General features: G+C 39.8%; 12 protein-coding genes. All 12 read right to left on the bottom strand.

The window, feature by feature from the left end:
- Positions 1-155 precede the first annotated feature (155 nt).
- The 12 genes from AM500_RS10075 to AM500_RS10015 all read right to left on the bottom strand — a co-directional run bounded on the left by AM500_RS10075 (position 156) and on the right by AM500_RS10015 (position 11,965).
- Complete coding sequence (locus tag AM500_RS10075; RefSeq protein ID WP_053599094.1) at positions 156-1,112, bottom strand: asparaginase; 957 nt, start codon at positions 1,110-1,112, stop codon at positions 156-158.
- 52 nt (positions 1,113-1,164) lie between these two features.
- Entirely contained in the window at positions 1,165-2,124 is a 960-nt protein-coding gene (locus AM500_RS10070; RefSeq protein ID WP_053599093.1) for a YpdA family putative bacillithiol disulfide reductase, read from the bottom strand.
- Positions 2,125-2,352: 228 nt separating this feature from the next.
- Positions 2,353-3,627, bottom strand: coding sequence for a Glu/Leu/Phe/Val family dehydrogenase (locus tag AM500_RS10065; protein ID WP_043933578.1), 1,275 nt, complete (start codon positions 3,625-3,627; stop codon positions 2,353-2,355).
- A 365-nt stretch (positions 3,628-3,992) separates the two neighbouring features.
- Positions 3,993-4,571 (bottom strand): adaptor protein MecA, encoded by a 579-nt coding sequence (locus AM500_RS10060; RefSeq protein ID WP_053599092.1) that lies wholly within the window; start codon positions 4,569-4,571, stop codon positions 3,993-3,995.
- Positions 4,572-4,689: 118 nt separating this feature from the next.
- Positions 4,690-5,460 carry a metallophosphoesterase gene (locus tag AM500_RS10055; RefSeq protein ID WP_053599091.1) on the bottom strand — a complete coding sequence of 257 codons (771 nt, stop codon included), beginning with the start codon at positions 5,458-5,460 and terminating at the stop codon, positions 4,690-4,692.
- 14 nt (positions 5,461-5,474) lie between these two features.
- The gene (locus tag AM500_RS10050; protein WP_053599090.1) at positions 5,475-5,828 is read right to left on the bottom strand and encodes a hypothetical protein; all 354 of its coding nucleotides are present in this window, start codon (positions 5,826-5,828) and stop codon (positions 5,475-5,477) included.
- Between the two features lie 70 nt (positions 5,829-5,898).
- The gene (locus AM500_RS10045) at positions 5,899-6,534 is read right to left on the bottom strand and encodes a CBS domain-containing protein (protein ID WP_053599089.1); all 636 of its coding nucleotides are present in this window, start codon (positions 6,532-6,534) and stop codon (positions 5,899-5,901) included.
- Between the two features lie 849 nt (positions 6,535-7,383).
- A complete protein-coding gene (locus tag AM500_RS10035) occupies positions 7,384-7,842 on the bottom strand; it encodes a YpbF family protein (RefSeq protein ID WP_053599087.1) in 459 nt (152 codons plus the stop codon).
- Between the two features lie 218 nt (positions 7,843-8,060).
- A complete protein-coding gene (locus AM500_RS10030; protein WP_053599086.1) occupies positions 8,061-8,810 on the bottom strand; it encodes a LysM peptidoglycan-binding domain-containing protein in 750 nt (249 codons plus the stop codon).
- Positions 8,807-9,397 carry a CPBP family intramembrane glutamic endopeptidase gene (locus AM500_RS10025; protein ID WP_053599085.1) on the bottom strand — a complete coding sequence of 197 codons (591 nt, stop codon included), beginning with the start codon at positions 9,395-9,397 and terminating at the stop codon, positions 8,807-8,809. Before AM500_RS10025 ends, AM500_RS10030 begins: the two co-directional genes overlap by 4 nt.
- Positions 9,387-10,886: a RecQ family ATP-dependent DNA helicase gene (locus AM500_RS10020; protein WP_053599084.1), complete on the bottom strand. Its 1,500-nt coding sequence runs from the start codon at positions 10,884-10,886 to the stop codon at positions 9,387-9,389. Before AM500_RS10020 ends, AM500_RS10025 begins: the two co-directional genes overlap by 11 nt.
- Positions 10,886-11,965, bottom strand: coding sequence for a YpbB family protein (locus AM500_RS10015; protein WP_053599083.1), 1,080 nt, complete (start codon positions 11,963-11,965; stop codon positions 10,886-10,888). The genes AM500_RS10020 and AM500_RS10015 overlap by 1 nt, the downstream gene beginning before the upstream one ends.
- Between the last annotated feature and the right edge of the window lie 179 nt (positions 11,966-12,144).

Genomic DNA, 12,144 nt, shown 5'->3' with positions numbered 1-12,144 from the left:
CTTTCTTTGCGAGGAGTTGAATAAAGATCTAATTCACGAATTTTTCCATTACCTTCATGGTAACACGGCCGGTACCGAAAGAAAATGGGAACTTTTTTTCCTGAAGTTGATCAAGACTATAGATCTCTAACTGCCACATAAAAAAGTGTGTAAAATTAAAACTGTACTTCTGTTTTTCCGCTTGCAAGTGCGACTCCAAGCTTAATTCGGGCTTTTTTCGAATCATTGTCACTGCCTAAAATAGCACCTTTTTTGTACAGGTCAAATGCGCTCCCTTTATAGTCATAAGTGGTATAGACCGCACCTTCTTCAGCGCTGGTGGTAATTACTACAATAATACCTTCAGCAATAGCCTTTTCAATTTCCTCCATCATTAAAGGAGATACTTGGCCGCGCCCGACTCCTTCAAGCACAATCCCTTTAACTCCGCTTTCCCTAGCCGCTTTTATGAATATGCCATCTCCGCCCATGTAGCATTTGACTATTTCTATACGCGGAATGGTTGTTTTTAGGTTATAGACTTCACGCCTGATCGGTTTTTGATAAACGGAAACTTCATCATTATCAATAATACCTAAATAACCAAAACCAAAAACACTAAATCCCTGTATGTTGGATGCATGTTCTTTTTTAACATACCGGGCAGCAAATATCCGCTCATTAAACACAACCACAGCACCCGTTCCTCGTAAATCTTTCGAGCAGGCCGAATATATCGCATGCCTGAGGTTAATAAAGACATCACTTCCCAAATCATCTGGTGACCGCTGTGACCCAGTAACAATGACAGGTCGTTCGTCATCAACAGTTAGATCCAAAAAGTAAGCCGTTTCCTCCATTGTATCCGTACCATGTGTTACTACCGCACCCCAAACCGTTTCATCCCGGAAGTAATAGTCAATTCTACCCTTCAAGTAAATCAAGTCGTCAAATGTAATATGCATGCTAGCTTTTTGAAAAACTGATTCAACAATAACTTCAATATCGTCAGGCAGGTTACAAAGGGCGGCCAGTTCTTCCCCTGTCATTTCTCCTGAAGCCAATTTGCCTGAATCCTTATTGGGTTTGCTGGCTATTGTTCCGCCTGTGGTCAACAATACTACTTTTCTCATAGAATCACCCTGCATCCTTTATAGGAACTGTCTTAGATTTTACTTCAAGTGTTTAATTTTTTGTTAAGGCTTTTGCAATCAAGCCGCCATGGAAGCGGCCATTTTCGATAAAGATCTCGTTGGCATTATTTCCGGCGGCGATTACACCAGCAATAAAGATTCCTGGCATATTCGTTTCCATCGTTTCTGGATTGAACTTTGGCCTTCCTGTCTCGAAGTCAATTTCAATACCGACTTCCTTTAAGAAGTTATGATCGGGACGATATCCTGTCATCGCAAAAACATAATCATTCTGAAATGAATGGACTTGTCCACCCTTTTCAAAATAGACTTCCCTGTCAGTTATTTCCTTGACATGCGCATTAAATTCAAGACGGATTGAACCATTCCTGACAAGCGAATCAAATTCGGGGAGAATCCATGGTTTGATGCTCGTGGAATATTCACTTCCCCTATATAAAACTGTTACCCTTGCCCCAGCCTTATTCAGTTCAATCGCTGCATCGACACTGGAATTCTTGCCGCCAATAACACATACATCTTTATCAAAATATGGATGTGCTTCCTTAAAGTAATGAAATACCTTAGGTAAATTTTCTCCAGGAACACCCATGAAGTTAGGATTATCATAATACCCAGTGGCAATTACAACATTGGGCGTATCGTATACCCCTTTCTCTGTATTCACTAAATATCCGCTTCCACTTTGAGTAATTGACATAACTCTTTCAAAGGAGTTGATTCTTAGCTGCTTCCTCTTTACAACTTCCCTGTAATAAACCAGTGCTTGAAGCCTGACCGGCTTATAGTTTTCCGTAATGAACGGGACATCGCCAATTTCTAATTTTTCACTTGTACTAAAAAAAGTTTGATGGGTTGGATAATGATAGATCGCATTCACTATATTCCCTTTTTCAATAACAAGGGGATTTTTACCTGCTTCCTTCAACGATATGGCAGCTGCTAGACCACAGGGGCCAGCCCCGATAATAATAACATCTTCCTTTTGCATAAAAAGCATCTCCTATATAAATGATCAATCAAATAATATAAGCCTATACGGGCTATTACTCCCAAAGCTATCTTCTTACTTCATTCTTCCGGACCGATAAGCTGGAAGCTTTCTTCCAAGGATTCCGGGGAAATTATACAAAAAAATCTCCCATCAGTTTATGATAGGAGATTTTCTTCAAGGTTTCAATGTAAATCCAAAAATCACATTCAGATGAACGTATTCTGCCTAAATCCAGCCTCTGAAACGGCTGGCTTCAGCCATTTTGCGCACTCCAACCATATAAGCTGCCAGGCGCATATCCACACGGCGATTTTGAGCCGTATCATATATGTTCTTAAAGGATTTCACCATTACTTTTTCAAGCTTTTCTTCCACTTCTTCCTCAGTCCAATAATATCCTTGATTGTTCTGTACCCATTCAAAGTAGGATACCGTTACACCGCCGGAGGATGCAAGTACATCCGGCACAAGCAGGATTCCCCGTTCTGTAAGGATTTCTGTAGCTTCCAAGGTAGTAGGGCCATTGGCAGCTTCGACAACAATGCTTGCCCTGATATTATGGGCATTTTCATCTGTGATTTGATTTTCAATAGCGGCAGGAACAAGGATGTCACAATCAAGTTCCAACAGTTCCTTATTTGTGATTGTATTGTTAAATAGCTTGGTGACTGTTCCAAAACTATCCCTGCGGTCGAGGAGATAATCGATGTCCAGTCCATTTGGGTCATATAGAGCACCATAGGCATCAGAAATGCCAATTATTTTAGCTCCAGCATCGTGCATGAATTTAGATAGATAGCTGCCAGCGTTTCCAAACCCCTGAACAACAACCCGTGCTCCTTCAAGCTGAATGCCTTTTTTCTTGGCTGCTTCGCGAATACAAATGGTAACTCCTTTTGCTGTTGCAGATTCACGGCCATGGGATCCTCCAAGTACAAGCGGTTTCCCTGTAATGAAGCCAGGAGAATTAAATTCATCAATCCTGCTGTATTCATCCATCATCCAAGCCATGATTTGAGAATTTGTAAATACATCCGGAGCCGGAATATCTTTTGTAGGACCGACAATCTGGCTTATCGCCCTAACATATCCTCGGCTAAGTCGTTCTAGTTCACGGAATGACATGTCGCGAGGATCGCAAATGATCCCGCCCTTCGCTCCGCCATATGGGAGATCCACTATTCCGCATTTAAGGCTCATCCAAATAGAAAGTGCCTTGATTTCTTTTTCTGTTACATTCGGGTGAAAGCGAATCCCGCCTTTTGTAGGTCCGACTGCATCATTATGCTGGGCCCTATAACCGGTAAATATCCTAATTGCCCCATCATCCATACGCACTGGGATTTTAACAGTCATCATCCTGATCGGCTCTTTTAAGAGCTCGAAAACTTCTTCAGGATATCCAAGCTTTTCTAGCGCCTTATGGATAACCGTTTGAGTGGATTTTAGAACATCATGTTTTTCAAGATTCGTACTTTCATTACCTTTCCCCGTTGCCATTTATAAACCTCCTAAGATATCACTGCTCGAAAGTTCGTGGCTTTCAGAGACTAGTATACACTTTTAAAAAGTTAAAGCAAAGATAAAAAATTTCAATTCAGTCTATTCACTCATTTATTTGCAAGCGTTCATTATTAGAGGGCTAGTCCATTTTATCAACTCAGTTGATTTCAGCTCCATAAAGGGACGTTTTCGGAATAATTATTGCAGGGACACAAAGGGAGACCCTGCAGGAACTGCAGATATCGCCTTTTACAAGTCGCTTCAATCAACTAGTTTTTTTTAAAAAAACACTTCCTATAACTAGCCTATAACTATGTATACATACAAAAAAACAGCGGCTGCCGAATGATCGGTCAGTCCGCCTATGAAAAGTATTGAAGGAGTGTTTCTACAGCGCAATCTTTCATAATTGTTTTTCCATATTCCTCAAGATATATCAGGCTAAGTATTGACGCCTGCCCATACTCAGCCATTATCGAAGCATTACGCTCGGCATCTTCAGGGCTCGCATCGAAAAGGAGATAATAGTGGCCGTTTAAAGAATAGAGGCTTCCCCCTTTGGTTCCTAAAAAAGAAAGACGTTTAACAAGCTGAATAACATCCTCAATGGACTCAAATTTAAACATCAGTTTTTCAATACCTTCAACCGTTACTTGCATTTCAATAAAGCCGTCATAAAGAAGTTCATCCTCTTCCTCATGATCTGTGACGGTGATAATCATGACCATCCCTTGCGCCTTGAGTGAAAAGACTTCTACTGCGACCGCACCCTGAATATCTACATCAAGCGTGTCGCTGGCTTCTTCAAGCATATCAGTAAAGAGCTGCCTCCATTTGAGTGAATCCTTTACAATATCCTCTTTGGACAACCCCCTGTCAAAAAGGTCATCGGAAGTTATAAAAATCTTAATCTTATTCTCTGTCAATCTTTCGAGACGCATGCCTTAAGCCCCCTGCCATGACTCACTCTTTTCAATAGTTTATGTCATTGCGCCGGGTTGGTGAATTGTCTATTCTCCCCTATATGCTTTTTAACTTTAACTTGTATGCACAATCAGGTCAGCCATTTCGAATTGTCAGCAAGTGGCATTCCGATTTAGCGCCAAGCCTTAGAGGCAGCATGGTCGTACCATATCCGTTGCTGGTTAGCAATGTTACATTGCCTGCTTTTTCGATTCTTCCCTTTTTATACGGGCCGATTCCCGCAAACCTTATCTGGCCGCCATGGGTATGACCGCTTAACACTAAAGAAATCTTATGTTCTGTTTCTATTTTTTGGATAATTTCGGGATTGTGGCTCACCAATATCCTAAATCCGCCTTCACCAGCATCAAATAACGCAAGATCCAAGCGGTCTTTGCTTAAACCTAGATCATCTACCCCTAAAATGACTACTCTATCCCCTGCTGCCGATTCAAAGGAAGTTGCAGTATTATCAAGAATTTTCACTCCGTGGCTGAGCAGCAAATGATCCAGGGCTCGGTATTCACCTTCGTAATCATTATTGCCCCATACAAAGAATACAGGCGCTATCGATTTCAATTTCAGGATATTTGCTTCTACATTTCCAAGAGGCACTCTTTTTTCTCTGATATCCCCACCTATGATTACTAGGTCTGCCTTTCCTTTAACGGAGGATACCAATGTATCTGATACGATTCTTTTATGAATATCAGAGATGAAAAACACCTTAAGCGAGCCGAATGTTTCTGGGAAGTCGGAAAACAAAAGCTCTTGCTCTTTTAGGTTATTTTCAAAAGCAAGATATAGCATATAGATTAACAATAAGGCACCTAGAGCAACTATGCCCATCAAAAAATAAAAGCCCATTTCTTCAGCACCCTTCACAAGTATATCGAAATGATACCATAAATCAGGCTGGAGCCGAAGAATACAAGCGTATGTACCGGTGAAATTTGGTAGAGGTAAACAAATATGAACACCGAGCCAAGGCAAACCAATAAAGCTGACAGCCTTTTAAAATTACGGCGCTTTGGCGTTTCCGAATATAAACGTATCAGGTAACCATTGATTCCTACACCGGAAAAGTAAGCTAATGCAGCAGCAAAAAAGCCGAGTGGATTTAAAACCAGGCCGAGCAAAAAACTATGGAGTGAAAAAGGGCTGGTTATTTCCATCCATTCACTGAATAAATAGCCGCACACGAACATGGCAAGCATAAGAAAAATACTAGGCACAGTTAAATCCCCCCATATAACTATATATGAGGGGATGTTAACTACTTGCTATTTATTTTACTCAAAATGTTTACACATCTTCATGGATGTTAAGAATCCTAAATCCGTGTGATTCCAGCTTTTTAACGAATTTATCAATATTCTCATTTCGCTCAACCTTTAGCACAATCCTTCTGACCAGTTTATCTGTTTCATCAAAGGTTACGAGTGAAATAATGTGTTCATGGAACTGGTGGGCAATTTCCGCAAGACGGGCAATCCTTCCTTCTGTTTCAACAGATGTAAAGGCAATCCGGACACCAGGCCTATTCATTCCAAAAGCGCTTTGGAACTGATTTAAAACATCATATCTGGTTACGACGCCTAGAAAGTTTCTTTTACTATCGACAACAGACAAAAGTGGGAAGTTCCTCAATTCCATTAATGTATTTTCAAAGATCTCCCCACCATCCAAATACGCTTCCTGATGGGTTGCGATATCGGAAATGACAGTTTCATCAAGAAAATCCTCTTTTGATTTACCAGATTTGAAATATTGTTCATAAATCCGATGAAGTGTAATAATCCCTTCATATTCGTCGCCTCTTAAGACTGGAACACCATCGATTTGATGTTTTTCAAGGCATTCCAGCGCTTTACGTACTTTCTCATTTCCCTGGACAACGTGGCAATTATATTTAGGAATCATAATGCTTTTTACAAACATTACCATCACCTCGACATTATAAATCGTACACTTACTATTTCAACATAATCGCCTTCAAATCCTTTTCATTTCTTAGAATATTTTTATCCTAGGCTATGTTAACCGCAGAAAGTACACGCACGAAATTATGGGTTAGCTTAATAAAGGTTATTAAGGATAACTTGAGGAGAACTTGCCGGGGCTAACTAAGACGTTTACTAGCGCCTGGGGAAGCTCGCTGGTTCATGACGACCCTGCTGGTTAAGAAATGGAGAGTCCGGTCGTCAATAGAGGTTCTTGACTACCCTGTTGCCTTAGAAATAGGGCTTCATAGGGCTTCCGGTCATCAATAGAGGTTCGCTGGCTTTTTCTCCCGTTACAGTTAAATAAGCTTACCAGAAGCGTCTCCGCTCCTTCCGATTTAATCCATTCCGTTAAGAAAACTATATTCTATAACTCTTTATCTAAATAACTTACAATAAAGAGGATGTCCCAAAAGGTCGTTGAATGACGACTTTTTGTGGCAGTTTTTTATGTTTTATAAATTATTTGAAATTGTGGTGACTTAATTATACCAAAAAGGAAGTTTTCTTATTTTTTTATGCAGTAAATTTGTTGATTGAAGCGGAAGGCGCGAAGACTCCTGTGGGAGAAAAGGGACAGTGGGAGACCCCACAGGCGCTCAAGCGCCGAGGAGGCTCCCCGCCCGCCCACGGAAAGCGAAGCGCCTGGAGCGAAAATCAATTGCACTATTCATTCCATAAAAAAGAGGCGCCCAAAAGGTTACTTTTTTGGGACAGCCTCTGGCCCAATATGAATTATAAAAAAAGAAGACCGAAATATTCTGTTCCGGTTTAGAAACTGGTATCTTTATTTTTTTTCATGATAAAGATTTATATCATATTCCTTTTTCATCATTTCAAAAACAATATGTCTTGATTTCCATTCTTCTTCCTTTTTCCATAAATCTTTACTGCGATCCACTATCTCGCATCTAAGTTCATGGTATTCCTTTTCTTTTTTATCACTTTGCTGTTTCAGGAGAATCATCAGTCCATAAAGTGACCCTGTAAGGACAAAAAAGAAAAAGTTTAAGCTATTGCCGACAAATGAGGAAAACATGGCGTAAAACGAATACGAATAAGGAACAACAATTGAAAAATATAGATAGGCCAAATACATCGCGGTTACTCCAAGGAGTGCGGTAATCGATGCATAATGTTTTAATTTCGCTTCGTCAAATTTCTTTTTTCTCTTTACCACATTATTAAGCATCTCTTTTGTTGCTTTGTCAGTACGGTTATCGAGCATGCTGATTTGTTTTTCCATACCTGAGTGTTCCCCCAATCCAATCGTTAAGAAGCTGGACATCTTATAGAAATGTATGAACCTGTCCACTTATTTATGAAGAATGGATATTAAAAAGGTCAGGAAAGCATCTATGAATGAACCCCGTACAAAACTTGTTTCTATTTGGGAAGCAAAGGTTGGCAGAAATCTGTAATTTCCTTAAACATAAAAAAAAACGGCCTTATGTGGGCAGCCGTCTACTTAACAGGAATTTTCAAGGTTTGTCCTGTCTGTATTTCATTTTCAATTATTCCATTGGCATTTCGGATGATCTCTATTCCGGATTGGCTTTTATAGTAGGTCATTGCAATTCTGAATAACGTTTCACCTGGTTTTACAGTATGGTAAAGGACTTTCTGTTCACTTTCAGGCTTTCCATTTTCAGTTTTTCCTTTGCTTGACTCGTCATTTGACTGGCTATTGTCAGCACTCTGATTTTCAGCTTTAGGTGCAGAATTGGAAGAGGTGACCTGTCGCGGTGTTTCCGCATTAGCATTTTCAGAAGACAAAGTTTCTTTGTCTTTCCCCTCCGAAACTGGCTGTCCTGCTGGTGAAGCTGGAGACATGGTTGAAGTTGCTTCTTCATCCGCGCCATCAGAAGTTTCAGGTGACTGGACTTCTTCTGTATTTTCTTTATTCTCGATGGATACTTCATTTTCCCTTTCTTCAAGGCTTACCATATCATAGCCAGTCTTTAGAGTTTGCTCGGACTGATTCTCATCCATGTATGAAATCACGGTAATAACGGTGATAGGTAAAAGGATGAAGAAAAGAACAAGTAACCGGATAATCGGATACTTCAATTTAAATACAGTTTTTTTCTTTTTATCTTGGTGGACTTTTGACCTGGAAGGCATTGAAGACACATCATTTGGATCCGGTTCGGGTCTTGAGATTCGCTGTCGGTTTTTCTCTGCCCGTTCCCTATATGGATCTTCCTTGTTCATCCATTCCCGCCTCCATTCTTATTTTTCAGCTTAATAGCCATTCCCAAAAGAAAATCAATTGTAAAGTGCATCACAATGGTTACTGCCAAATTATCTGTCCAGCTATAAATAGCTCCAATAAAAAAGCTTAGCGCAACAATATTGACAAATAAAAACCAATTAAATAAATATCGATAATGGATTAGGGCAAAAATGATACTCGCAATGATTAGCCCTGTTTTCTCCTGGATAATTCCTCTGAAAAGAATTTCTTCGCTAATTGCAACAATTGCAGCAATCAGGGCGATATGAAGGGAATTTCTAGAACGAAATATCCTTTCATTTAAACCACCGTCATTATAATAGGATGGGGGCAATACTTTCATTAGAATCAAGTCAACTAGAACGACCGCAAGCCCTGCTGGTATTCCTATTGTCCATATAGCCGGATCATTCCATTGTGCTAAATCCAAAAAGAAGCCATTTTCAAAAAGAAATATACCTAATACAAACGATATAATCAATAAAAATATCTGCGTAGCGTATAAATGAAAAAGCAATTCTCTGTCCGACAGTTGTCCAATTAGCTCTGCTTGTTTATTTTTCATTTACTTCACCCAGAAGTAAAAAGGATAAATGCTTTTTCCAGTCCATATTTTTTTCTGCCTTTTTCTCTTCAATTATTTCACCCATAAAATCTGTTAACTGTAGCCCGCATTTGTCACAGCAATTATACCGCCCAGCTTCAAGGGAAGGTTCCTGAAAGTAGTCCAGAAAGTAATTTCGAATACACCCATCGTGGTCAATAATGCCCTTCATTTTATGAATATAATTCACCTTAATCCTGTTTCTGTTTGCTACATAGCTTTTCAATTCTTCTAAAACTGTTTGCAGGTTTTCATCTCCAAAGCTGGCAAGAGCATCCTTAAGCCAGCGCCATTGGGTGTCCGTTAGGCCCCCAGCTTCCCGCGCGTGTTCAAAAAAGGCATTCTGGTCCTTTTTCAATTCGCCCATTTTTAAATAAGAAAAAAATGCATCCAGCTGTTCGCCCGAAGGCAATTCACCTTCTGCCAGATTATATTGCAGGAAATCATCACCCTCAGCATAAAGCAATATTGCCAAAGATGGTTCACCATCCCTACCTGCTCTGCCAATTTCCTGTAAATATGATTCTATTTGCATTGGCATATGATAATGAATCACAAAACGGATGTCTTCTTTATCCACTCCCATACCAAAAGCGCTTGTAGCACAAATAATATCCAACTGGCTGTTCAGGAATTGTTGCTGAATAAGGATGCGCTGTTCCTGGTCCATACCGCCATGATAAGGCATTGTTCCTGAAAACCCTTTGCTTCTAAGCATTGCTGCTGTTTGCTCAGCAGCCCTCTTACTGGAAAAATAGATAATCCCTGGTCGTTTCAATGTCCCTACAAGCTCCAATATTCGCCTTTCTTTTTCCCTGTAATCTCCCAATTTCTCAATCTGGAATGAAATGTTAGGACGATCGACACTTGAAACGATTCTCACCGGATTATTCATTTCAAGCCTATTTACAATGTCTTCCCTTATATCAATGGTTGCTGTTGCTGTCAAAGCAAGTGTCAAAGGATTGCCAAGCCTTTGGCGAAAATCTCCAAGCTTTAAATAATCCGGCCTGAAATCATAGCCCCACTGTGAAATACAATGGGCTTCATCTATTGCTAAGAGGCTAATAGTGACTTCCCTAAGTCTGTCAATGATAAAAGGCAGTGTAAGCATTTCCGGTGACAGAAAAATAAATTTATAGTATGGCAGCTTTGCCAGTGCTTCTTTTTTTTCGATGGGAGACAAAAAGGAATTAATGGCAATAACTCGTTTTTCCCCTCTTTTCCTCATTTGTTCAACCTGGTCCTGCATAAGGGAAAGCAAAGGGGAGATGATAACGACCGATCCATCCATGATATATCCAGGAAGCTGGAAACAAAGCGATTTCCCTGTTCCAGTAGGAAGCATTGCAAGTGTATCTTTTCCTGCAAGGATAGAAGATACCACTTCCTCCTGGCCCGGCCTGAATGACGAATATCCAAAATATTTATAAAGCTGCTGTTTCAACATTAATAATCACCAAGCCTTGCCAATACGAGCCTAATTTTAAAATATGAAACTCCCCCTAATAGCTCCCGCAAGTGGCGAAGCTGTCTGGAAGAGGTTCTTGAAGCAATGTCAGCAATCTTCTTTTGCTCCTCAGGACTAACAAAAGGTTCAATTGAGAAATCCTCCCGATTCAATGCAATCTCAACAATATGGTCCTCAATAGTACTCAACTTAAGATTGCGAAACATGGCGATATCCTCTATGGAGTAACCTTCCTTTAAAAGTTTATAAGTTTGGAGTGATGTAATGGTTAGTGCATTGCTTTTACTGCTCTCGCGAACCAATTCATAAAAAATAGGATATGCTTCGCTGCTAGTTAAGGCCATTTCGCAAATGAAATGAAGAATCCCCAGGAATTCCAAATGATAATGTACTTCTTCCATGCAAAGCTGATGTGCCGCCTGTTCAGAAGTCAGCCCCGCATGTTTATAACCGCTTAGTCGCAGAACCAGTATTTCAGGCTTCAAATCTTTCTTGCCATCGAAAAGACGAGTAAACTCCTTTAACAACAAATAAGGTATTTTTTCTCTCTCTGATTTATTTCTTTTCGAGAGGAATGCTTTTACCCATAACTGTGTTTGTCTGCCTTTCTGAATTGGCACATACGTGTTATCCTTGTTTGAAATATGGGAACATACCTGAACAAGGAGAGTAAGTCTTTCCCACAACATCTGGCTCGCCTGGTTGTACTTCAATCCTGACAAGTATGGAGAAATGGGAGTTAACAAAAGTGTTTCCTGGAGCTGTTCAAGCCCTTTATCGGTAATAAAAAAACGAAGGTCATCATTGCTCTCAATATGACCCTTGGATATGAGTGTTTTAATAATTGAATCGAGCTGATCCCTCGACAATCGATCGTATGCCTTAAATAATCCAGTTAATCCGAATAAATGTACATCCTGAATTGTCTGGGCTGATTTTTTGCCATTTAAAATATGGTATATAGCATAAATTGTTCGTTCCCCATTTAACTGTTTAAGACAATACAAGATTAAGGCTTCTAAAAAGGAAAGTTGAAGTGTTTCTTGCAAATTTCGCATATTTATCCCCTGTACATTTGTTGTATCTCCATTTTACCATGAAAAGTATGCTTGAGTTGTCTAAAATTAGGGTAAATTAGCGAATGAATGCAGGAGTGAGAAGTATTATCAATATAATTTCTATTGAAAAGTTTGGAATTCTTTTTTACAATAGATATGCGGAATGCGTTTCCAACGTT

This window comes from Bacillus sp. FJAT-18017, from assembly GCF_001278805.1.
In the GTDB taxonomy this organism is placed as follows: Bacteria; Bacillota; Bacilli; order Bacillales; family Cytobacillaceae; genus Bacillus_D.
This window is presented reverse-complemented; position numbering and strand designations above follow the sequence as displayed.